Origin of the sequence: Lactococcus lactis, assembly GCF_029023865.1 — a bacterium.
Lineage (GTDB): Bacteria > Bacillota > Bacilli > Lactobacillales > Streptococcaceae > Lactococcus > Lactococcus lactis.
The window spans coordinates 617,973-640,145 of sequence record NZ_CP118969.1; the positions used below are offsets into that span (position 1 = coordinate 617,973).

Genomic DNA, 22,173 nt, shown 5'->3' on the forward strand with positions numbered 1-22,173 from the left:
ATTGACTAAAAAAATTACTGACAAAAAATTCTGTCAGTAAAAGTTGATTGAATTGTAAAATTTGAGTGACTGTTAGAGTTTTGTTTTTAGAAAAGTATTTTTTATCTTTGTAATTTAAATTTTCATAGAAAAAATTGGAGGAATCGAATGTCTGAAAACGTCATGACACTTCAAGTAATTACCCCTGCTGGTATGATTTACGATCACCATGCAAATTACATTACTGCTCGAACTACGAATGGTGAAATTGGTATTTTGCCAAATATGATTTCAACGATTGCTGGACTTGAAATTGATGAACTTAAAGTTCGTCGTCCAGATGATGAAACACATGTTGATTATATTGCAGTAAATGGTGGAATTATCGAAATAAAAGATAGTCTTGTAACAATTGTTGCAGACTCTGCAGAACGTAATCGTGATATTGATGTATCACGTGCGGAACGTGCAAAAATTCGAGCTGAAAAAGCACTTGAAGTTGCTAAAGCTGAGAAGAAATCAGATGAAATAAATAGAGCGGAAGTAGCACTCCACCGAGCGCTTAACCGGTTGAATGTTTCGTCTCATAGATAAAAAGCACCTACGGGTGTTTTTTTATTTTAAGGGAATAAGATTGCAAAATAAAGACAAACATATTAAAATTGATGGAGTTCTTTAAATAAAATACTGCAAATTAGAGAGGGGCAACGTGATTCTTGATTATTGTCATCAGCTATTGGATGTACTAACAAAGCTAGAAGAACTTTTGCAAAGTTCAGATGAGCTGAAACAAAATTATGAACGACGAGTCGCCCGTCAGGTTGAGTGGCAAGCAATTTTTCTAGGATTTCTCATTTCTTCGATTTTAATTGTTTGGTTTATGACCGAAAAATCTGGTATGTTTGGGAGAGTAGCAGCAAAAACAGGTGCCACAGAAGTTTTTGTAAGAATGTTCTCAATCAGTTTTGTTGCCCTGGTGTTAGGTAATGGTATACGTATAGGCTCCCGATGGTTATGGATGAGAGACCATTTTCCTTTAGGGAAAAGAATGGTTAAAAGATTATTTTTGAAAAAATATCAAAAAAAAGAAAATGAAATTATAAAAAAAATAAACCAGATTCTAAAAGAAGAAATTTTAGAGGTGCCTCAACTACCAGAAAAATATCTTAATTCGCGAAGCTTGAATTATATCATCGGATGTATAGAAGATAAAGAAGTTAAGAATTTATCAGAAGCGATTAACTTATTAGAATTAGAATCTCAAGATTTGCAAGTTCGTGATTTAATTATGAATGAAAAGAGTGCTCTTCTTAAATCAAGGCAGTTAGTGAGTGAAAGTCAATTACAGTAATTTATAAGAAAGGAATTAAGTTTGAACAATAACGACAAATATTTTAAGTTAACAACTTCTTATTTAATAAAGAAAATTAATTTTTGTTCAAAATTGATTCTTTTTATAATAATTTTCACTTATTCACTGTCATTCCATTTTTTAAATGATGCTTTCTACAAGAGTGTTCAGGCAGATACTACAATTTCTCAGCTAGTTCCAGATCAGAGTTTTGATACTGGAAACCATATCTATCCTCCGCAGTCGAATCAGAATTCGGCGTTATGGACAAATATAGGGTCAGCTGAGACTGTAGAAACGTCTACCTTTTCAGTGAATTTAGTAAATAATAAGTCTAAATCTGCTGGATATGCTTTATTTAATGGTGCGATTGATATGACTCAGAAAGTCAGCTTTTCGGGTAATTTTTCATTACAAGCTAATTCTAGTACAGACCCTTTTGCTGCTGGTGATTCTCTAGGATTTATCTTAACACCAAAATCTACAGATTTTATTGCAAATAATTTGAAATCAAATTTAGCTGCCGATGGGACTTCAAATGTTGTTGGAAAGTATTTGGGTATTGGTGGCCTGTCAGATTCAATCTTCATGGGTAGAGATCTATATCAAAACTCTGATGTAGATTTAGACGGATCTGGTACAGAAAACGCGGCATCTAACAATGTTTCAATTCGTCAGACAAATAATTTGGGGGAGTTAATTAAACAGGCTTATCCAACCACTTCAGTTCCAAATACTGGAAGTACAATTACTGAAAATATGAAAATAGACTGGCAGCCAAGTAGCACACTTACTAATGATAAGAATGTAACAGGGGAATTAACATATACAATCTCGTCAGAAAATAGGGGGAAAGCTACAACTCTTTCGGAAAAAATAACAGTTGCTCGTTCAATGTCACTGGGAATAATTGGCTCGACTGGAGGTAATTTTGGACGTTTGACCTATTCGAGTACAGAAGATGAGTTTAATGCTTATAAAGGAACGCAGAGTGTTCAGGTTAACTATCTTGATCAAGATACCAACCAACCAATAACAAATTTTTCCCCTTCCATTATAAAAGCTAATGTGGGAGATACAATTAAGGTGTTAGGTAAACAGCTCAGGGATATTGTTGATATAAATACCTTTTCTTTCCTTACGCCAGAAATACCCGGGTATATTTTTGTGTCTGCCCCTCCTTTAGTTGTGGCAAATAATGATTCGGAAAATAATGTAATTAATGTTACTTATAAGAAGCTTCCTATTGGAAAAGCACATTTTAATTATCAATATAGTTCTGATGTGGTAGACCAGTCGATTTTACTGCCAACAATTAATGATACTGAAGGTGAGATAAATGAAGCAGTTATTATGCCTGAACTCCCTAATTTACCGGACAATTACTATATTTCGAAAGTAGTGACAACTGATGGTCAGCAATATGCTACTTTAAAAGATGCAATCTCAGGTGAGAAATATAAAAATCAAGAGTTGCACTTTACACTCATCGTTTCAAAAGTTGTTGTACCTACCACAAGTGATAACAATTCAAGTAAGCAGAGTTCTACAGCAGAAAGAAAAAATGAACAAGGTAAACAAACTAGCAAGGATTCAACAACAGTAGATCAACCACAGGAACAAGAGACTATAAAAAAAGAAGCAATTCATAAAAACGAGAAACCTAATAGTGAATCAAATGATACCTTCAAAGAAGTAAACAAAGAGATTGATTCACCACTTAAACTGCCTTTAAAAATGCCTACAGAGATTTCCCAAATGCCTCAATCATCTGTTGTAGCAATAAATAACGAGCAGTCTAAATATCCAAACGTGTCTGCTCATAATTTGGAAATACAAGTGGCAGGAACAGCTGGAATATTTGCTGGCGGTGTAGTTGCTATTGGAACAATTACAGGATTTAATAAGTTTTATAAATTTTTGAAAATAGTAAAAAAATAAAAACCAGAGCTCTGGTTTTTATTTTTTCAAAAACACTTGTATTTATAATAAAATAGAGTATGAATAAATAAAAAAATCCCATTTAAATTTTAATGGGATTTTTCTATTTTATGCATTCAAAACTTTTGATAAGAAGTCTTGTAAACGGGGATGTTTTGGGCTATCAAAGAGTTCTTCTGGTGTACCATCTTCCAAGATAACTCCACCATCCGTAAAGATTACACGGTTAGCAACTTTACGTGCAAAGCCCATTTCGTGAGTAACAATAAGCATTGTCATTCCTTCTTCGGCCAATTTTTGCATAACGGCTAGAACATCACCAACCATTTCAGGGTCAAGTGCTGAGGTTGGCTCGTCAAAGAGCATAACGTCAGGATTCATTGCGAGGGCACGGGCGATAGCAACACGTTGTTTTTGACCTCCTGAAAGCATTTCAGGCATTGCATCTTTTTTATCTAACAAGCCAACTGTTTCAAGAAGTTGAATTGCTTTTTTATCTGCATCATCTTTTGACATCTTTTTCAGTTCAACTGGAGCATAAGTAATATTTTGCATCACAGTCATATTTGGGAAAAGGTTGAAATGTTGGAAAACCATTCCAACGTTTTGACGAACAAGATTAAGATTTGTATTTTTATCAGTAAGGTTAAATCCGTCAATAATAATATCGCCAGAAGTAGCTGTTTCAAGCCCATTTAAAGCTCTAAGAAAAGTTGATTTTCCAGAACCTGAAGGGCCAATGATGCAGACTACATCACCTTTTTCAAATTTTGTTGTAATTCCTTTTAGAACTTCGTTTTTTCCAAAAGATTTGTGAAGATCAGTGACTTCGATTTGAGTATTGATTCCCATATTAGTATGTTCTCCTTATTTCATTCTTTTTTCTACGCGACGTCCAATCCACATCAAGAAGAGGAGGACAATCATGTAAACTAAACCAATTAATCCATAAACACGGAAGGCTTGGAAGTTACGTGCCACGATAATTTGACCTGTTTGGAGCAATTCAACAAGTCCGATAACTGAAACTAATGTTGTATCTTTCAATGTGATGATGAATTGGTTAATCAAACTAGGGATTGTAATTTTAATGGCTTGAGGTAAGATAACCTTGCGCATTGATGTCAGGTAAGTCACACCGAGTGAACGACTGGCTTCCATTTGTCCAGAAGGTACAGCTTGAACACCAGAACGAACGATTTCTGCAATATAAGCAGAAGAGTTCAAAGTAAGGGCGATAACACCCGCTGTAAATTCATTAAGTGGTGATTGATGACCCGTAATGATTTGTAACAGGTTAGGAATTCCGTAGAAGATAAAGATTGTTAATACTAAGAGCGGAATTGAACGGTTAAGGTCAACATAGATGCGTGCAATTGTACGTAGAATCTTGCTTGGAGCTACTGAGAAGAGTCCAAAGATAATTCCGACGATCATTGCTAAGATAAATGAGAGAATGGCAAGTTCAAGAGTAACGAGTAGACCACGGCCAATTTGTTCCCAGTTATTTTGTAAAATACCAAAGAAAGTATTTTCTTTTGCACTTGATTGGATTGTTTTAGCATCACTCGCTAAATATTTATCAATGATTTTATCATATTCACCATTGGCACGGAGATTTGCTAAACCATTGTTAAACATTTCAATCAACTCTGGATTGCTTCCTTTTTTAACAGCAAATCCATATTGTCCATCAGGAATTGGTTTAATTGGAGTGGCAAATTTTTGCCCTTGTTTAATGGCGTATTTAATGACGGGTTCGTCATCCATTAGAGCATTGATAGAACCGTTATTCAATGATGAATACATGGTTGTTGCATCAGTGAAAGTTTTTACAGTGTAGCCATATTCTTTTGCATGGGCATTAAGATAATCAAAAGAAGCAGTTCCGTTTTTAGCACCAAGTGTTTTACCTTTAAGGTCTTTCCATGACTTGATAGAGTCATCTGTACTTGATGTGGCAATAGTTAAGTTTGAAGAATAGTAAGGACTACCATAATCGAAAACTTGTTTACGAGCATCAGTGATTGACATTCCTGACATCATTCCGTCAGCATGTCCAGATTGAACAGAGTCAACAGCTGCTTGGAAACCAATGAAATTCCATTTTAGTTTGAAACCTTGGTTTTTAGCAATAGCGTTAAGCAAGTCAACGTCGATACCAGTGAATTGTTTATCATCATTTTGGAATTCAAATGGAGCGAAGCTATTATCTGAAGCAATGGTGTAAACATCTTTTTTAGGTGTTGCTTTTTTAGTGGCAGTAATCCCATACTTTTTGAGGATTTTATCATAATCTCCGTTTGATTTAATTTCAGCGAGTGCTTTATTGAAACCATCGACGAGCGTTGAATTTTTGCCTTTCATTACGGCAAAACCATAGCCTCCTGGAAGGGAGATTGATGGGAAGTTCATTGCTAAATCTTGCCCTTGTTTCATAGCGTAAGAAATAACTGGAACTTCGTCCATTGCTCCAGCAATATTACCAGAGCTTAGAGCGGCAAACATATGAACACCGTCAGAATAGGTTTTGATTGTGTAACCATATTTCTTTTGATTTTCTTGAAGCCATGTTTGTGCAGCAGTCCCATTTTTTGCTCCAACTGCTTTACCTTTAAGATCACTGTAATCAGAAAGTTTAGAGTCTTTAGTTGTAGCAATGGTTAATGCTGATGTATAGTAAGGATTTGAAAAATCAAAAGTCTCTTTACGTTCATCAGTGATTGTCATTCCTGCAATTACACCATCTACTTGTCCAGCTTTAAGGTTTTGGAGAGCTGCATCAAAACCAGGATATGACATTTCTAATTTCCAGTCATTGATTTTAGCAACTTCTTGCATGATATCAACATCAATCCCTACCCATTTTTTCTGACCATTTTGAAATTCAAATGGAGCGTATGAGCTATCGGATGCAATTTTTACAGTTGTCTCGGCCTTAACCGAAGGTGCGACTAGGAAAGCTGTAACAGTGGCAAGCATCATTGCCAGAGCGAAAAATAATTTCTTCATTTTGTCTCCTCGAATATGAGATTTGAGCTTGTCTTCTTTTAAATATAAAAAAATGAAAATTAAAAAAATGTTCTTCTAAATAAGTGTTGGAATAACATTCTTTTAGTTTCCTATATTTATTAGGAGCTAAGCTCAGTTTATTTTATTCTGGAAAAATTATACCACAAAAGTTGCTTATAAGCAAGCTGATGTTAGGTTTTCTGACATTGTTTGACCATTAGTTTTGAGATTTCTCTGATAAATTATAAGAAAGTTGTTATTGTCAAAAGGCCCTTTTTGTTGTAAAATTGAACGAGTGCTTGAATGAATTCTTTATGGATGTATTCTATTTAAGTAAACAAAACTATTGTAAGAATTTTTAACTTTTGAAAAGGAATATTATGTTTGTACAACTTTCGATTTTTGGTTTCTTTAATGACTGGATGGCTAATTTTGCCCAGATGCCTAATGGTCATATTTGGATATATGTTGTTTTAGGGGCGATTATTTTTATTGAAACAGGATTAGTGATTTTCCCCTTCTTGCCTGGGGATTCCATTTTATTTTTTGTTGGTTCTTTGGCAGCAATGTCAAACGGAAAATTATCTATTGGCTTATTGATTTTGGTGATGGGGATTATTGCCTTCATTGCTAATCTGTTGAATTATGAAATTGGTCGAAGATTTGGGGATGTCATTCCAAAACATAAATGGCTTTCTCGCTTCTTAAAACCAGAATATATGGAAGAAGCTCATCAATTTTTTGAAAAATGGGGTTCTTGGGCCATTTTCTTAGGGCGATTCATGCCAATCATTCGGACGATTGTTCCATTTACAGCTGGTGCTGGTAAAATGCCACATAAAAAGTTTATTTTCTTTAACTTCATCGGTGGTTTTGCTTGGGTTATTGTTGCCTTAGGTGCAGGCTATTTATTTGGTGGAATTCCTTTTGTTAAAAAACATTTTGAAATCATCATGATTGCCATTGTCTTTGTGTCACTACTACCGGCAATTATTGGCATTTTGAAACGCGTTCTTGGAAGTCGCAAGGAAGCTTAACTTTATGATAAAATAGGACTTACAAAACTGTCAGTCCTTTTTTTTATCGATTGATATGTCAATGACAATAGAATTTACTGACAAAGACACTAGCATAGTTGAGCCTTTTGCGTCTTGCGCAATTATGGATATATTAGTAGTTTCATCAGTAATTTTGGAGAATTTTTATGAACATTAACGGCTACACTCGTATGGCTGCTGTTGTAGCAAACCCAATTAAACACAGCTTGTCACCATTTATTCATAATCTGGCTTTTGATTTAACGAATGAAAATGGTGTTTATTTAGCATGGGAAGTTGAGGCTGAAAAATTGCCAGCTATTGTGGATAATGTTCGTACTTTGGACATGTATGGACTTAATATTTCAATGCCTTATAAAACAGAAATTATTCCATTTATGGATGAATTGAGTCCGGCAGCTGAATTAATTGGAGCTGTTAATACAGTAGTCAATCAATCAGGGAAATTAATTGGACACAATACAGATGGCATAGGATTTTTCAATAGTTTAGAAAAATATCATTTCAATATCCAAAATAAACAAATGCTTATTCTTGGTGGAGGGGGTGCAGCAATTGCAATTATTGCTCAGGCAGCTTTGTCTGGAGCTAAAAAAATTGTGGTCGCAGCAAGAAAATCGGCCTCATATATTCCGCTAAAAGAGAAGTTGGAAAAGCTGTCAGTAAAAACAGGGATTGAAATTTTACTGACAGACTTATCTGAAGCTGATAGATTACAAAAAGAGTTGAAACAGACCGACTTATTAGTAAATGCAACCTCAGTTGGAATGGATGGAGAATCTTTGCCGCTGGAAAAGAGCTTAGTTCTTCCTGAAAAACTTTTGGTGGTAGATGCTATTTATAAAGTTAGAGAAACACCATTTTTACGTTGGGCAAAAGGGCAAGGAGCTCAAACTGAAAATGGACTTGGCATGCTCATTGGACAGGCGGCGGAAAGCTTTTATTTATGGACAGGTAAAAAAATGCCTGTTGCAGAAATTACATTAGAAATGGAGAAAGAAGCATGAAATTAAATGTGAATTTACCAGAACATCCCTATGATGTCATCATCGAAAATGGGGCCTTGGCTAATATTGGAACTTGGGTTTCTTCATTGTGGAAGAAGCAAAAAATTGTTTTGATTTCTGATAATCATGTCAATGGACTTTATGGTCAAAAAGTTGTTGACCAACTTGAAAAAGTAGGTTTTGAAGTGGCAACTTTTGAATTTCCGGAAGGAGAAGCTAGTAAAAATTTACTGACAGCCGAAAATGCTTGGAACTTTTGTGCCGAATTTGGATTGACTCGTTCTGACGGAATTATTGCACTCGGTGGTGGAGTAACAGGTGATTTAGCTGGTTTTGTAGCCTCTACTTACATGCGTGGCATCCATTTCTTACAAATTCCAACAAGTTTGACCGCCCAAGTGGATAGTTCTATTGGTGGGAAAACAGGAATTAATTCCAAAATGGCTAAAAATATGATTGGGACTTTTACACAGCCTGACGGCGTGTTAATTGACCCAGAAGTTCTGCAAACGCTCGGTCAAAGAGAATTCCGTGAAGGACTGGGGGAGGTCATCAAGTGCGCCCTAATTGCTGACAAAGACCTCTGGAATTTACTGACAGACTTGTCAGCGGATGATTTGGTAAAAAAGCTTGATAAGATTGAAGAAATTATCTATCGGTCTTGTGAAGTAAAACGAAAAGTGGTTGTTGATGATGAATTAGACAATGGTGTACGGCTCTATTTGAACTTTGGTCATACAATTGGACATGCTGTTGAAAATACTGCAGGCTATGGCAAAGTGATGCATGGAGAAGCAGTTGCTATTGGAATGGTTCAAATCAGTAAAATTGCCGAACTCAAAGGTCTTATGCCCAAAGGGATTACTGACCAGATCCGAAAGATGGTCAAAAAATTTGGTTTACCTGACGAATATCAACCTTGGGATGAAGAGCTTTTGTTTAAAGCATTAACTCATGATAAAAAAGCACGAGGAAGAATCATCAAAACCGTTATTGTTCCTGAAATTGGCACCGCTAAAATTAATGAAGTGACTTTTGAAGAAATGAAAGACTATCTCAAAAAATAACTTGAGTTATTCGGAGAGGAACCCTATCTAAAAATTACAAAAATGTGGTAGCATTAAAAAACTCCCAGCTTTTATAAAAGCTGTAAAAACACTTATTTAAAGGAGAAACGATGTATATTTACCTAGCTTTTGCTTTAGTTGGCGGTTTTTTACTTGCTAATCAAAATCCAATCAATGCAGATTTACGAAAAATTGTTGGCTCACCATTTTTAGCCTCTGGAATTTCCAACTTTGTTGGTTCGATTTTTTTAGGAATCATCACTCTAGTGACAAGTCAAACACTTTTTCCTAGTTTTCAATTTGTTGGCTCACACCCAGCATGGATATGGATTGGTGGAGTTCTTGGTGGGATTTTCCTAACGTCTAATGTTTTACTTTTTCCAAGATTAGGAGCTGTCCAAACAGTGATTTTACCTATTTTGGGTCAAATATTGATGGGGACACTTATTGATTCATTTGGCTGGTTTCATGCCATGCAACTTCCGATGACTCTGATGCGCTTTTTGGGAATTATTATTACTTTAGCTGGTGTTATTGTCGCGGTTGTTCTTCCTAATTTAAAAGAAAAAGAAGCAGAAACGAACCAAACTAACTTACTAGGCTGGCGGATATGGGCGGTCATCGTTGGGGCAATGTCAGCTGCTCAACAAGCAATTAATGGCCGATTGGGAGTTTTACTTGAAAATACTGCACAAGCAGCCTTTGTTTCGTTCTTCATTGGATTTTTAGCTATTTTTATCGTGTCTCTTTTTATTGACCACCGTTTGCCAAAAATTTCAGAATTAAAAAAAGCAAAACCTTGGAATGGAATTGGTGGATTTTTAGGAGCCTCATTTGTTTTTGCAACAGTCGTTGCTGTTCCGCAAATTGGTGCAGGGCTGACAATTATGATGGGCTTGATTGGACAAATTTTAGGCAGTATGTTGGTTCAACAATTTGGTTGGTGGCGCTCAAGTAAATATGGCATTCAAATTTGGCAAATTGTTGGGATTCTAATTATGCTGACCGGAATAATATTCATTAAATTTTTATAAAGTAGCTAGTAATATGGAACAGGGCTTCACGCTCACTGCCTTCCGTCTGCGCGTTCACTAAGCAGTAATACCTATAAAAGAACTTAGAAAATTGAGGATAATCACTCTAAAATGTTTACTCAAAAATCATTTGAAATTTTTAAAATAGAAGGTTTAGAACCAAGAATGACTGAGATTCGTTCTGAAATTCAACCTGTTTTTTCTGAAATTGGTCAAAAGTTACTGACAGAGCTGTCAGTAAAAATTCCAAATCAAGAATTTTACTTTCACATCGCTCAACATCGCAGAAGAACAGCAAATGCGCCTGAAAATACTTGGTCAGCAATTTCCACAAAAGTCCGTGGTTATAAAATGGAAGCCCATTTTCAATTAGGAATTTGGGAAGATTACGTTTTTATTTATTTATCAATGATAGACCAGCCTAAAAAGCAAAAAGAATACGCCAACTTACTGACAAATCTGTCAGTAGAAAAGTTACTGACAGAAGATTACGTAATCTCAAAGGACCATACAAAAGCAGAAACTTATCCCTTGTCAGCATTTAGAGAAGCCGCTGAACGCTTAGGAAAAGTAAAAAAATCTGAATTGGAAATTGGACGGGTTTGGCCTAAAGAAAGATTTAACGGCAAAGAGGACTCAATAATTCTAGCGGAAATGATAGAAACAATTGACCAACTCCTACCGATTTATCAAAAATTAATGGAGGTCTAATCTAATGACGACATTTATTTGGGATTTAGATGGAACACTAATTGATAGCTATGAGGTGTTTTTAGAAGCCTTGTCCGAATCATTTGCAAACTTTAACCTACCATTTGACCGAGAAACAGTATATAATTTTATAAAAGGTCAGTCAGTCAATGCTTTACTAAAAGAACAACCCGTTCCTTTTCAAGAAATAAAAGAAGATTTCACGACAAATTCAACAGCTAAAAATGACAAAGTTAAATTAATGGTTGGTGCAAAAGCCATTTTAGATTGGACTCAAAAAGAAAATATTCAAAATTTCATTTATACTCACAAAGGGAAAAATGCTTATGATTTGCTTAATCAGCTGGAAATTTCCCCCTATTTTTTAGAAATAGTCACTTCTGAAAATGGATTTAAAAGAAAACCTCATCCTGAAGCAATCAATTATTTACTTGAGAAGTATAAATTAAAGCCTGAAGAAACCTATTATATTGGTGACCGAATCCTTGATATTGAAGCAGCCCATAATAGTGGCATTCAATCAATCAATTTTCTTTCAGCAAAAAATTCACAGCAAATTAATAAATTAACAGATATTATTCAAATTTTTGAAATGAAATAAGTAAAAAGTTACTAAAAATGGAGGTATAAAATGCGTTATTTTACAGCGGGAGAATCTCACGGCCCAAGACTTACAGCAATTATTGAAGGAGTGCCAGCCGGTCTCTCATTGTCAGCAGAAGATATTAATATTGAACTTAAACGTCGTCAAGGCGGCTATGGTCGTGGCGGACGGATGAAAATTGAGTCTGACCAAGTTGAAATTACTTCAGGCGTTCGACACGGAAAAACAATTGGTAGCCCGATTACACTTAATGTTACAAACCGTGATTTCAAGAATTGGGAACAGATTATGGCAGCCCAAGATGTTGAAGATAAAATTAAAAAGCAACGTCGTTTGACCAAACCACGCCCAGGACATGCCGATTTAGTTGGCGGAATGAAATATGAATTTGAAGATTTACGAAATGTTTTAGAACGTTCGTCAGCGCGTGAAACAACAATGCGTGTTGCGGTTGGAGCTGTGGCAAAAAAACTACTTCACGAATTAGAAATTGAAATAGCTAATCATGTCGTAAATTTTGGCGGACGAGAAATTACAAGTCCAGAAAATTTAAGTGTTCAAGAGATTCGTCAGACAGCTGGCCTTAGCGATTTGTCTATTTTTGATGAGAGTCAAGCAGAAGAATTACGCAATTACATCGACCAAATAAAAAAAGCTGGAGATACAATTGGTGGAATAATTGAAACCAGAGTAGAAGGAGTTCCGGCAGGTCTTGGTTCTTATGTCCAATATGACAGAAAGTTGGATGCAAAAATTGCTGCTGCGGTTGTTTCTATCAATGCCTTCAAAGGAGTTGAATTTGGACTTGGATTTGAAGCAGGAAAACGACCGGGAAGTCAAGTGATGGATGAAATCATCTGGTCTGAGGATAAAGGCTACACTCGTTCAAGTAATCAGTTAGGCGGTTTTGAGGGAGGAATGACAAATGGTGAACAAGTCATCGTCCGTGGAGTCATGAAACCTATTCCAACATTGTATAAACCCTTGATGTCTATTGATACCGAAAGCCATGAACCCTACAAAGCAAGTGTAGAACGTTCTGACCCAACCGCTCTTCCAGCAGCAGGAGTTGTGATGGAAAATGTAGTAGCAACGGTAGTCGCTCAAGAAATCTGTGATAAATTTAATTCAGATACAATGAATGAACTAAGAGACGCTGTAGCCAGTTACAAAAAGCGCTTGTCAGAATATTAAAAAAAACAAAGCCTATCTTGGGCTTTTTTTATAAAATAAATAACTTACGAATTTGTAAGTTTTCAGGTGTACATTTCTTGTTACAATGAATTTATCAAGAAAACATAAGGAGAACAAAATGAAAAAAATACTTTTTGGAATAATAGCACTTATCATCCTCGTCGGTGGAGCAGGTTTTGCATGGTACAAAGTAAGTTATGGTGGAGGAACCTACTACGTTCAAATCACAAAAGACGGAAAAGAAAAAGAAGTCAGTGATAATTCAGGAAAAAAATTTAAAGAATATGATTATGATATAAAATCCTATCAAAAAGATGGAAAAGAAAAGAGAGTTACATTTATGGCAGACCACAATCTCCGTAAAGAAGCTTACCTGAAGTTAACAGTTAATTCCGTTAAAGGAGTAACCTCTTGGGAAGAAGTTAAAAAGTTAGAGGTTCCTAAAGAAGCCCTTAAGAAATTAAATAATAACTCATAAAAATAGTCTCAGAAAGAAAGAGGAAAGAACATGACATTTTTGCAAATTAATATTATGCTAATGACCATTACAGTTATTTTGTCTTCACTAATGGGCGCTTGCCTCCTTTATTCCATGAAGGCAATGCGAACACGTTTAGCTAAAATAAATAAAAAGAACGAAATTGAAAGATAAGATAGGAGAAAAACATGTTACTCGAAGTAAAACATCTCAAGAAAATTTTTAAAACAAGATTTTCAAAAGAAGAAACCACAGCCCTAGTTGACATTGATTTTGGTGTAGAAGAAGGCGAATATATTGCCATTATGGGGGAATCTGGTTCAGGAAAAACAACCTTGTTGAATATCCTATCAACTCTTGAAAAACCAACTTCTGGACAAGTACTCTTAAATAAAGAAGACATTACGGCTATTAAAGATAAAGAAATTTCTGCATTTAGACGTGATCATCTCGGTTTTGTCTTTCAAGATTTCAATTTACTTGATACCCTTAACGTCAGAGACAATATTTACCTTCCACTCGTTTTATCAAAATCAAGCGTAGAATTAATGAAGAGTAGACTAAAAATTCTCGCACCTAAACTAAACATTGAAAATCTCTTAGAAAAACAACCTTTTGAACTTTCAGGAGGACAAAAACAGCGGGTTGCTGTAGCACGTGCCTTGATTAGCCAACCTGATTTAGTTCTTGCCGATGAACCCACAGCGGCTTTGGACTTTAAAAACTCAGAAGACTTACTCAACCTTTTTGAAGAAATTAATGATAGTGGTCAAACCATTATCATGGTTACTCACTCAAGTTTAGCTGCAAGCCATGCGAAACGTGTTCTTTTTATAAAAGACGGTGTTCTTTACCATCAACTTTATCGTGGTGAAAAAAGCTCAACTGAATTTGCAAAAGAAATTACTCTTTCAATGACTGCTTTCTTGGGAGCATCAGAGGATGAGGAGGTGTCCTTAAATGCTTAGTTTAAAACTTGCGGCCAATAACATCAAAAAGGGATTTAAAAGTTTTGCACCTTTTTTAATGGCCTCAGTTACGATGTTCGTAATGATTTTCGTCACAGCATCAATCGCTTTATCTCCCTCTATTAGTAAATTAAAAGGAGGGAGTTCTCTTTCACAAGTGATGGGATTTGCATTGATTGTTTTATCTATTTTTGCAGTTCTTATCTTAGTTTATAGTTATCGCTTTTTACAAACTCAGCGCTCTAAAGAATTTGGACTTTATGATATTCTTGGCTTTGGTAAAACAAGAATTGTAGGAGTCGCATTTTTAGAATTACTCTTAAGCTATATCATTACGGTTATTGTTGGAACGATTTGTGGGATTGCTTTTTCAAAATTTCTCTTCTTAGTGTTTGTAAATATGATTGGAGGAAATTATTTTAATCTAGTCATCAGTCCCACAGCAATTTTATTACTTGCCATTCTCTTCTTTGTTTTCTTTTTAGTTTTAATGATGATCGGAGTTTGGATTATCTGGCGTTCTTCAAGTCTTGATCTTCTAAGAGAAGAGTCAAAAGGTGAAAAAGAACCAAAATCAAATTTATTTTTCGCCATTGCCGCAGTCATTCTTTTAGGAGCTGGTTACTATATCGCTTTAACGGTTGAAGACCCAATGGCAGCAATAATGAAATTCTTTATTGCCGTTTTACTTGTTATCTTTGGTACTTATCTTTTCTATATTAGTTTTACCGTTTGGTACCTTAAATTGAAAAAGAAACGTCCAAGTTACTATAAACCAAATAATTTCATTACAACAAGTTCTATGCTTTATCGAATGAAAGCAAATGCTGTTGGTCTAGGGAATATCACTATTTTGTTATCTATGACAATTGTGACCGTAGTTGTCAGTTTAGGTGTTTTTCTTGGAACTGAGAACTCAGTAAAAACCTACTATACCCGAGAAGCAAAGACTTATTCGGTTGCAAATAATACGGATGTAAAACAAGACATTGAACGAATTAAAAGTGCCGCAGCTAGCAAAAATATAGAAATCAAAAATCTATCTGATATGTACTATGCTCAAGATTTACAAGCCGATAGAGTCAAGTCGTCTAAAGATCAATTTATTACTTCAAATAAGCAAGGAGTGATGTTTGATAAAAATTCATATTTTGCGACCTTAACAACTGCTCAAACACTTAAATCTTTAGGAAATAAAGATATTCCTTCTTTAAAAGACAATCAAGTCTTACTTGTGGACATATCGAAAAATAAAACGTCATTTGATAGTAAGATCAAATCAATTCAATGGTATGGAGAGACTTATCAAGTTGCTGACACGCTTAATTCTGTTAAAGATTTTCCATCAAGCAGTGTTGTAACGGTTTCTTCTAAGGTTATGATGATTGTCTTTGCTAATAATCAAGCTTTTGATAAAGGACTCGCTAATTACAATAAAACAATTAGTGATGATCAAGGATTTTCAAATCTTGCATCAACATCAATCATCTTTGATATCAAACCTGTTGATGAAAAAAGATTTACTAAAGCTTTCAAGGAAGAGTTTAAAGATAATAAAGATTTATCGATTTCATATAGCAGTGAAGCTTTGCAAGATCAGCGCGCTCAAATTGGAGGATTTGTCTTTGTTGGTTTTGTTTTAGGAATTAGTTTCATTCTTGGAGCTGCATTAATTATCTACTACAAGCAACTCTCAGAAGGGGCACAAGATAAACGCTCATTCAAAATTCTCCAGGAAGTGGGACTTTCAAAAGAAGAAGTTCAAAAAACAATCAAATCACAAGTTCGTTTGATATTCTTCCTACCATTAGTTATCACTATCGCCCATTTTGCTGGTGCATATTTAATGATTGAAAAAATAATAATGTTGTTTGACATTAATGACCGCTCAGTTATTTTTACTATTTCCTTAGCAACAATTGCAATCCTTGCAATTATTTACTACCTCATCTATAAGGCAACGAGTCGTGTTTGCTACAAAATTGTTGAAAGATAAAAAAGAAGGCATAAATATGCCTCTTTTTTTGTTTAAATCCATATAGAAGAAACAAGGGAAGGAAAAAGCTACAAAAGAGAGCTACTTTTGATATAATAAAAGGAACAAAAACAATGGTTTTCTCGGCACTAAATGTATCTTTTGTTAGAGAAAAATAGTTACCTTTAGGGAAAGGAAAATATGACGATCTATCTTCATTCAATTCAAATTGGAGTTCTTCTCTTTTTTATATTTTTATTTATATCATTAATTCCATATTTGATTGTACAATATCGTCGGTATGGTCGGATTAATTTTTGGCGCTTTTTTGTCAATTTTTCATTTATTCTTTATCTCATTTGCGCTTATGCCATGACAATTTTCCCGCTTCCTCCTGTGAGTGAAGTAGCAAAAATGACAGGTCCAAAGCAAAACTTAGTTCCATTTGAGTTTGTTCGTCAATTTATTTTATATAGTCCTTTTAATATAAATGAACCTTCAACTTGGCTTGCAGCTCTAAAAGATTCAACATTTATCCAACCATTTTTTAATCTACTTTTAACCTTGCCTTTTGGCCTTTATTTAAGATATTTATTTAAACGCTCATTTAAACAAACTTTTGTTTTAAGCTTTTTGCTAACTTTATCATTTGAACTTATCCAAAGGTCAGCTCTTTTTGGACTATATCCTCGACCTTATCGTTTGTTTGATGTTGATGATTTAATGATTAATACGCTTGGAAGTTTAATTGGATTTGGAATTGCGGTTATTTTTAGTCGATTTTTACCAGATTTGGATGCAACTAAGGTTGAAAGTTCAAGAGTTAGTCTTTCAAGACGTTTCATTGCCTTTTTAGTTGATTTGGTTCTTATTTTTATCATTGGAAGTCTATTTCTTCCAACAGGCTATTATTCAGAATTAATAATTTTAGGACTTGTCCCGCTAGTTCTCAAAGCAACGCCAGGTCAATTATTATTGAGAATTCAAATAAAAGCTAAAAATCGTTTCAGAATTGCTTTGCGCCAATTTTTATCTTTTGGAAACTTTGCTTTGATTGTCTCAGCAGAATATTTTCTTCAACGTTCAGGTACAATACCTCAGGATCAATTGGGACAAAACTTTTTACTTATTTTACTCTTTTTAGGATTGAGTCTTTTACCTCTACTAGATGTTTTAATTGCTTTTCTCTCGAAAACAAGAAAACTTTGGTATGAAAGAGTGAGTGATACAGAAATGATAGCAAAATTGAAAACAAATGAGGAGTGAATATGACTAAAATATTTATTGTAGAAGATGATGAAATTATTGTGAAAGCAATTAAGATTGCCTTAGAAAAAGAATTTCAAGTCAGAAGTGTTTCCAATTTTCGAGCAGTAAAACAAGAAATTATGGAATTTGAAGCAGATTTAGTATTAATGGATATTGGGCTACCATTTTATAGTGGTTTTTATTGGACAAATGAATTAAGAAAACTTTCCCAAATTCCTATTATCTTTATTTCTTCGGCATCGGATGATATGAATCAAGTAACCGCCATGAATCAAGGAGCTGATGATTTTGTAACTAAGCCATTTTCATTAGAAATTTTAAATGCAAAAATAAAAGCTTTACTGCGCAGAAGTTATTCTTTTTCAGGGATTGAAAAGTTAGAATTTGCTGGTTATGTTTTATCTGAAAATACTTTGATTTCAACTCAAGAAGGTGAACGCGAAGAAATTGAGCTAACAAGTTCTGAAAATAAAATTTTAACTCTTCTTTTTCGTGGAAATGGTGAAGTGGTGACCAAGGAAAAAATTCTACAAGAGTTGTGGCAAACAGATGAATTTATTGATGCAAATACTTTAAATGTAAAAATGACTCGTTTACGCAAAAAACTTGGTGAAATTGGCTTTGATAAGCATATTATGACAAAAAGAGGAAGTGGTTATGCTCTGGTTTAAATTTTTTAAGTCTAAAATTCCACAAATTGGTGTCTTTTTGCTTATGTCAGCTATTTATATTGTGACATTTTGGCTTTGGCATCTACCAATGATGGCATTTGTTAACAGTACTTTATTTGCTGTCATTATTTTTATTATTTACCTTATCTCATCCTATTTTCGATGGAAAGCAAACTGTGAAGCTATTGAGAGAGTAGTGAAAGACAACGAAGAGTTGCAAAAAAAGTTAGAACAACAAAATCTTGCTGAGCGTGAAATGGAAGATATTATCAGGGTCTGGTCGCACCAGATGAAGGTCCCTTTGGCAGCTATTGATTTAATGACTCAAACTCAAGTTAATAGTGAGGAGCTGAAGAATCAGGTTTTTTCTTTAGAAAATTATCTAAAAATTCTTCTGGAATATCAAAGAATTAATAATTTAGCTACTGATTTCAGATTTGAAAAAGTGAGTATGGCTTCACTTGTGAAAGAATTAGTCAAAAAATATAGTAGCTTTTTTATTCAGAAAAACCTTTCAATCCAAATTGAAGGTGAATGGTTAGTCAATAGTGACCAAAGATGGTTGAGTCTGGCTGTTGAGCAATTACTGAATAATGCTGTAAAGTATACCAAAGAAGGTGGGATTCTAATTAAAATTAAAACTGGTGAATTAATCATTCAAGATAGTGGGATTGGGATATTAAAAGAAGACCTTCCTCGCCTTTTTGAACATGGATTTACTGGATATAATGGTCGGATTCAACAAAAGTCAACAGGTCTTGGATTTTATTTATCTAAATTAATTTTAGATAAATTAGAATTTGAAATTTCAATTAACTCTGAAATTGGAAATGGGACGTCTGTGACAATAACGAAAGAATAAAAATGAAAAAAATATTAATCATTGGACTTGGTCTCATTGGAAGTTCAATTGCCTTAGGGATAAAAAGAGCTCATCCTGATTTTGAAATTCTTGGCTCTGATCGTGAGAACATTCAAGAAATTGCTCAAAAGCGCGGAATTATTGATTCTAAAGTTAGCTTAGTTGAAGGAGCTCAAAAAGCAGATATTATTATTTTGGCTGTTCCAATTATAACCACTTTGGAGCTTTTGAAAAAGCTAGCAACTTTGAATTTAAAAAAAGGTCTTTTGATTACAGATACAGGTTCAACCAAGAGCGAAATTGTTGAACTGGCAAATCAACTTTTTGATGAAGACAAAGTACGATTTATCGGTGGACATCCGATGGCTGGCTCTCATAAATCAGGAGTAATGGCGGCAGATATTAATTTATTTGAAAATGCTTATTATGTTTTGACCCAAGAAAACCAAGAATTACGTGATTTACTTAAAGGACTTCATGCCAAATTTATTATTTTAGATGCAAAAGAGCACGACCGAGTCACTGGGCAGGTTTCTCATTTCCCGCATATTTTGGCTTCGGCCCTTGTTTGGCAGTCAGATGATTTTTCAAAAGAACATCCTTTAGTGAAACATTTAGCGGCTGGTGGTTTTAGAGATTTAACTAGAATTGCAGAGGCTGACAGTTTGATGTGGACAAGTGTCTTATTATCAAATCCAGAAATTACGATTGATAGAATAGAAAATTTCAAAAAACAATTAGATGAAATTGCTTTAAAAATTGCTAATAAAGATTCTGCAGCTATAGAACACTTTTTTGAACAAGGTAAAAAAATTCGTCAAGCCATGGAAATTCATAAAGGGGCTTTGCCAAACTTTTATGATTTATTTATTTCGGTTCCCGATGAAAAAGGAGTTGTTTTAAAGGTTTTAGGCTTACTAGAAGATTTCTCAATAACAAATGTAAAAATTAATGAAGAAAATCGCGAAGATATTCATGGTCAACTTCAAATTTCATTTAAGAGAGCGGAAGATTTAAAAGAAGCACGAGAAATTATTGAAAAAGCAACTGATTTTACAGTTGTTTGATAAAGATTAAAGATAGGACTTTCTTAGTCTTAAAATCTTAGAAAAAATTGTTGAAAATAAAAGGGCTCTGAGCGCCCTTTTATGCTATAATAAATACTAAAAAATGTTTAGGATAATATAATGAAATTAAAGATAAATTCGCAAGGCTTAAAAGGACGTTTAAAAGTTCCAGGAGATAAATCAATCTCACATCGTAGTATTATGTTTGGCTCTATTGCTAAAGGAAAAACTGTTATTTATGATATTTTACGTGGAGAAGATGTCTTATCTACTATTGAAGCTTTCCGTGCGATGGGAGTTGAGATTGAAGATAAGGGTGAGGTGATTACTGTCCACGGTAAAGGAATTTCAGAACTTAAGGCTCCTGAAAAAGCACTGGATATGGGAAATTCCGGAACTTCAACTCGTCTTTTATCGGGAATTTTAGCAGGCCTTCCTTTTGAAACTACTTTGTTTGGTGATGACAGTTTATCAAAAAGACCAATGGATCGTGTAGCAACTCCTTTACAATTGATGGGGGCAGAAATTGCTGGTCAAACCGATAAGGTTAAATTACCGATGACAATTAAAGGAAGCACGCATTTGAAGGCAATTGACTATGTTCTTCCGGTGGCTTCGGCTCAGGTAAAATCAGCTGTAATTTTTGCTGCTTTACAGGCAGAAGGGCTGACGAAAGTTGTTGAAAAGGAAAAAACACGCTCACATACGGAAGAAATGTTAGTTCAATTTGGTGGAGAACTAAAGGTTTCTGATAAAACAATTCTTGTACCTGGTGGACAAAAACTTGTGGGTCAAAAAGTAGTAGTTCCTGGAGATATTAGTTCGGCAGCTTTTTGGTTGGTTGCGGCCTTGGTTGTTGAAAATTCAGAACTTATTTTAGAAAACGTTGGAGTTAATGAAACAAGAACTGGAATTATCGAAGTCATTCAAGCAATGGGTGGACAGTTGGAAATTTTAGAGCAAGATAATGTGGCAAAGTCTGCAACTCTAAAAGTAAAAGCTAGTCAATTGAAAGGAACTGAAATTTCAGGTGATTTAATTCCTAGATTAATTGATGAATTGCCAATCATTGCTCTCTTAGCAACGCAAGCTCAAGGCGAAACAATTATTCGAGATGCGGCTGAGCTTAAAGTAAAAGAAACTGACCGAATTGCTGTTGTCGCGAATGCTCTTAATAGTATGGGGGCCAAAATTCAACCAACAGATGATGGAATGATTATTCAAGGTGGAACGAAACTCCATGCTCCAGAAAATTCAATTAATACTTTAGGTGACCATAGAATTGGAATGATGGCTGCAATTGCAGCACTTTTGGTTAAAAATGGGGAAATTGAGCTTGAACGTGCCGAAGCAATTCAAACAAGTTATCCAAGTTTCTTTGACGATTTAGAACAATTGTCGGAAAATATTTGAACTTAAGTGATTGGAAGTAAAAAATGAGTATCATTTTAATTGGATTTATGGGTGCGGGAAAGTCCACAGTAGCAAAACTTTTAACAGAAAACTTTACTGATTTGGATCAATTAATTGAAGAAGAAATTGAGATGCCAATTGCTGAATTTTTTGAATTATTTGGGGAAGCTGATTTTCGTAAAATTGAAAATGAGGTTTTTGAACTTGCGCTGCAAAAGAATATAATTATTGCAACGGGTGGTGGAATAATTGAAAATCCAAAGAATTCAGAGGCTCTTGATAGAGAAGCTGGAGTTGTCTTTTTGACCGCTGATTTTGAAACGCTTTGGGAACGAATTTCGATGGATTTGCAGAATGTTCGTCCTCTAGCGCAGGATAAAAAGGCCGCTCAACTTTTATTTGAAAAAAGAAAAAATGACTATGCAAAAGTGGCCGATTTAACGATTGATGTTACTGATAAGAGTCCTGAGCAAATTGTAGAAGAGATTCGTGAAAAATGGGGGATAAATTAA

General features: G+C 34.6%; 22 protein-coding genes. 20 read left to right on the top strand and 2 right to left on the bottom strand.

Features of this window, described 5'->3' with window-relative positions; translation table 11 throughout:
• The first annotated feature begins 147 nt into the window (after positions 1-147).
• The 3 genes from PYW37_RS03245 to PYW37_RS03255 all read left to right on the top strand — a co-directional run bounded on the left by PYW37_RS03245 (position 148) and on the right by PYW37_RS03255 (position 3,271).
• On the top strand, positions 148-573 hold the full coding sequence (locus PYW37_RS03245; protein ID WP_004255278.1) for a F0F1 ATP synthase subunit epsilon: 426 nt from the start codon (positions 148-150) through the stop codon (positions 571-573).
• Positions 574-688: 115 nt separating this feature from the next.
• Positions 689-1,330, top strand: a complete 642-nt coding sequence (locus tag PYW37_RS03250) for a hypothetical protein (RefSeq protein WP_023188537.1) — start codon at positions 689-691, stop codon at positions 1,328-1,330.
• Between the two features lie 21 nt (positions 1,331-1,351).
• Positions 1,352-3,271: an L-type lectin family protein gene (locus PYW37_RS03255; RefSeq protein ID WP_025016979.1), complete on the top strand. Its 1,920-nt coding sequence runs from the start codon at positions 1,352-1,354 to the stop codon at positions 3,269-3,271.
• A gap of 108 nt (positions 3,272-3,379) precedes the next feature.
• Here PYW37_RS03255 and PYW37_RS03260 read toward each other — a convergent pair whose 3' ends face one another.
• Both PYW37_RS03260 and PYW37_RS03265 read right to left on the bottom strand, forming a co-directional pair.
• Positions 3,380-4,123 carry an amino acid ABC transporter ATP-binding protein gene (locus PYW37_RS03260; protein ID WP_003132766.1) on the bottom strand — a complete coding sequence of 248 codons (744 nt, stop codon included), beginning with the start codon at positions 4,121-4,123 and terminating at the stop codon, positions 3,380-3,382.
• 15 nt (positions 4,124-4,138) lie between these two features.
• Entirely contained in the window at positions 4,139-6,283 is a 2,145-nt protein-coding gene (locus PYW37_RS03265; RefSeq protein WP_025016978.1) for an amino acid ABC transporter substrate-binding protein/permease, read from the bottom strand.
• Positions 6,284-6,663: 380 nt separating this feature from the next.
• Between PYW37_RS03265 and PYW37_RS03270 the strand changes: the two genes are divergently transcribed.
• The 17 genes from PYW37_RS03270 (at position 6,664) to PYW37_RS03350 (ending at position 22,173) form a co-directional block, all read left to right on the top strand.
• Positions 6,664-7,320 (top strand): VTT domain-containing protein, encoded by a 657-nt coding sequence (locus PYW37_RS03270; RefSeq protein WP_003132768.1) that lies wholly within the window; start codon positions 6,664-6,666, stop codon positions 7,318-7,320.
• Positions 7,321-7,487: 167 nt separating this feature from the next.
• On the top strand, positions 7,488-8,348 hold the full coding sequence (locus PYW37_RS03275; protein ID WP_012898335.1) for a shikimate dehydrogenase: 861 nt from the start codon (positions 7,488-7,490) through the stop codon (positions 8,346-8,348).
• Positions 8,345-9,415: a 3-dehydroquinate synthase gene (gene aroB / locus PYW37_RS03280; protein WP_003132771.1), complete on the top strand. Its 1,071-nt coding sequence runs from the start codon at positions 8,345-8,347 to the stop codon at positions 9,413-9,415. Before PYW37_RS03275 ends, aroB begins: the two co-directional genes overlap by 4 nt.
• A 110-nt stretch (positions 9,416-9,525) precedes the next feature.
• On the top strand, positions 9,526-10,449 hold the full coding sequence (locus PYW37_RS03285; RefSeq protein WP_023188539.1) for a DMT family transporter: 924 nt from the start codon (positions 9,526-9,528) through the stop codon (positions 10,447-10,449).
• Between the two features lie 111 nt (positions 10,450-10,560).
• Positions 10,561-11,160 (top strand): DUF1054 domain-containing protein, encoded by a 600-nt coding sequence (locus PYW37_RS03290; protein WP_017864905.1) that lies wholly within the window; start codon positions 10,561-10,563, stop codon positions 11,158-11,160.
• Positions 11,161-11,164: 4 nt separating this feature from the next.
• Positions 11,165-11,761, top strand: coding sequence for an HAD family hydrolase (locus PYW37_RS03295; RefSeq protein ID WP_023188540.1), 597 nt, complete (start codon positions 11,165-11,167; stop codon positions 11,759-11,761).
• Positions 11,762-11,791: 30 nt separating this feature from the next.
• On the top strand, positions 11,792-12,958 hold the full coding sequence (aroC, locus tag PYW37_RS03300; RefSeq protein ID WP_023164466.1) for a chorismate synthase: 1,167 nt from the start codon (positions 11,792-11,794) through the stop codon (positions 12,956-12,958).
• A gap of 118 nt (positions 12,959-13,076) precedes the next feature.
• Positions 13,077-13,436, top strand: a complete 360-nt coding sequence (locus PYW37_RS03305; protein WP_025016977.1) for a YxeA family protein — start codon at positions 13,077-13,079, stop codon at positions 13,434-13,436.
• A gap of 30 nt (positions 13,437-13,466) precedes the next feature.
• Positions 13,467-13,610: a hypothetical protein gene (locus PYW37_RS03310; RefSeq protein WP_014570691.1), complete on the top strand. Its 144-nt coding sequence runs from the start codon at positions 13,467-13,469 to the stop codon at positions 13,608-13,610.
• 14 nt (positions 13,611-13,624) lie between these two features.
• On the top strand, positions 13,625-14,404 hold the full coding sequence (locus tag PYW37_RS03315) for an ABC transporter ATP-binding protein (protein WP_012898329.1): 780 nt from the start codon (positions 13,625-13,627) through the stop codon (positions 14,402-14,404).
• Positions 14,397-16,400: an FtsX-like permease family protein gene (locus PYW37_RS03320; RefSeq protein WP_025016976.1), complete on the top strand. Its 2,004-nt coding sequence runs from the start codon at positions 14,397-14,399 to the stop codon at positions 16,398-16,400. The genes PYW37_RS03315 and PYW37_RS03320 overlap by 8 nt, the downstream gene beginning before the upstream one ends.
• 180 nt (positions 16,401-16,580) lie before the next feature.
• Positions 16,581-17,645: a VanZ family protein gene (locus PYW37_RS03325; RefSeq protein WP_023188544.1), complete on the top strand. Its 1,065-nt coding sequence runs from the start codon at positions 16,581-16,583 to the stop codon at positions 17,643-17,645.
• A gap of 2 nt (positions 17,646-17,647) precedes the next feature.
• Positions 17,648-18,319: a response regulator transcription factor gene (locus PYW37_RS03330; protein ID WP_003132782.1), complete on the top strand. Its 672-nt coding sequence runs from the start codon at positions 17,648-17,650 to the stop codon at positions 18,317-18,319.
• Positions 18,306-19,181 (top strand): sensor histidine kinase, encoded by an 876-nt coding sequence (locus tag PYW37_RS03335; protein ID WP_023188545.1) that lies wholly within the window; start codon positions 18,306-18,308, stop codon positions 19,179-19,181. The genes PYW37_RS03330 and PYW37_RS03335 overlap by 14 nt, the downstream gene beginning before the upstream one ends.
• Positions 19,182-19,183: 2 nt before the next feature.
• The gene (locus PYW37_RS03340; RefSeq protein ID WP_010906116.1) at positions 19,184-20,248 is read left to right on the top strand and encodes a prephenate dehydrogenase; all 1,065 of its coding nucleotides are present in this window, start codon (positions 19,184-19,186) and stop codon (positions 20,246-20,248) included.
• Between the two features lie 120 nt (positions 20,249-20,368).
• On the top strand, positions 20,369-21,661 hold the full coding sequence (gene aroA, locus PYW37_RS03345; protein WP_023188546.1) for a 3-phosphoshikimate 1-carboxyvinyltransferase: 1,293 nt from the start codon (positions 20,369-20,371) through the stop codon (positions 21,659-21,661).
• A 23-nt stretch (positions 21,662-21,684) separates the two neighbouring features.
• Positions 21,685-22,173 carry a shikimate kinase gene (locus PYW37_RS03350; protein ID WP_023188547.1) on the top strand — a complete coding sequence of 163 codons (489 nt, stop codon included), beginning with the start codon at positions 21,685-21,687 and terminating at the stop codon, positions 22,171-22,173.

What these genes read in the sequence shown, in the direction of transcription:
- PYW37_RS03245 (WP_004255278.1), top strand. Translation starts at nt 148, where the DNA reads ATGTCTGAAAACGTCATGACACTTCAAGTAATTACCCCTGCTGGTATG.
- PYW37_RS03260 (WP_003132766.1), bottom strand. Translation starts at nt 4,123, where the DNA reads ATGGGAATCAATACTCAAATCGAAGTCACTGATCTTCACAAATCTTTT.
- PYW37_RS03265 (WP_025016978.1), bottom strand. Translation starts at nt 6,283, where the DNA reads ATGAAGAAATTATTTTTCGCTCTGGCAATGATGCTTGCCACTGTTACA.
- PYW37_RS03270 (WP_003132768.1), top strand. Translation starts at nt 6,664, where the DNA reads ATGTTTGTACAACTTTCGATTTTTGGTTTCTTTAATGACTGGATGGCT.
- PYW37_RS03275 (WP_012898335.1), top strand. Translation starts at nt 7,488, where the DNA reads ATGAACATTAACGGCTACACTCGTATGGCTGCTGTTGTAGCAAACCCA.
- aroB (WP_003132771.1), top strand. Translation starts at nt 8,345, where the DNA reads ATGAAATTAAATGTGAATTTACCAGAACATCCCTATGATGTCATCATC.
- PYW37_RS03285 (WP_023188539.1), top strand. Translation starts at nt 9,526, where the DNA reads ATGTATATTTACCTAGCTTTTGCTTTAGTTGGCGGTTTTTTACTTGCT.
- PYW37_RS03290 (WP_017864905.1), top strand. Translation starts at nt 10,561, where the DNA reads ATGTTTACTCAAAAATCATTTGAAATTTTTAAAATAGAAGGTTTAGAA.
- PYW37_RS03295 (WP_023188540.1), top strand. Translation starts at nt 11,165, where the DNA reads ATGACGACATTTATTTGGGATTTAGATGGAACACTAATTGATAGCTAT.
- aroC (WP_023164466.1), top strand. Translation starts at nt 11,792, where the DNA reads ATGCGTTATTTTACAGCGGGAGAATCTCACGGCCCAAGACTTACAGCA.
- PYW37_RS03305 (WP_025016977.1), top strand. Translation starts at nt 13,077, where the DNA reads ATGAAAAAAATACTTTTTGGAATAATAGCACTTATCATCCTCGTCGGT.
- PYW37_RS03310 (WP_014570691.1), top strand. Translation starts at nt 13,467, where the DNA reads ATGACATTTTTGCAAATTAATATTATGCTAATGACCATTACAGTTATT.
- PYW37_RS03315 (WP_012898329.1), top strand. Translation starts at nt 13,625, where the DNA reads ATGTTACTCGAAGTAAAACATCTCAAGAAAATTTTTAAAACAAGATTT.
- PYW37_RS03320 (WP_025016976.1), top strand. Translation starts at nt 14,397, where the DNA reads ATGCTTAGTTTAAAACTTGCGGCCAATAACATCAAAAAGGGATTTAAA.
- PYW37_RS03325 (WP_023188544.1), top strand. Translation starts at nt 16,581, where the DNA reads ATGACGATCTATCTTCATTCAATTCAAATTGGAGTTCTTCTCTTTTTT.
- PYW37_RS03330 (WP_003132782.1), top strand. Translation starts at nt 17,648, where the DNA reads ATGACTAAAATATTTATTGTAGAAGATGATGAAATTATTGTGAAAGCA.
- PYW37_RS03335 (WP_023188545.1), top strand. Translation starts at nt 18,306, where the DNA reads ATGCTCTGGTTTAAATTTTTTAAGTCTAAAATTCCACAAATTGGTGTC.
- PYW37_RS03340 (WP_010906116.1), top strand. Translation starts at nt 19,184, where the DNA reads ATGAAAAAAATATTAATCATTGGACTTGGTCTCATTGGAAGTTCAATT.
- aroA (WP_023188546.1), top strand. Translation starts at nt 20,369, where the DNA reads ATGAAATTAAAGATAAATTCGCAAGGCTTAAAAGGACGTTTAAAAGTT.
- PYW37_RS03350 (WP_023188547.1), top strand. Translation starts at nt 21,685, where the DNA reads ATGAGTATCATTTTAATTGGATTTATGGGTGCGGGAAAGTCCACAGTA.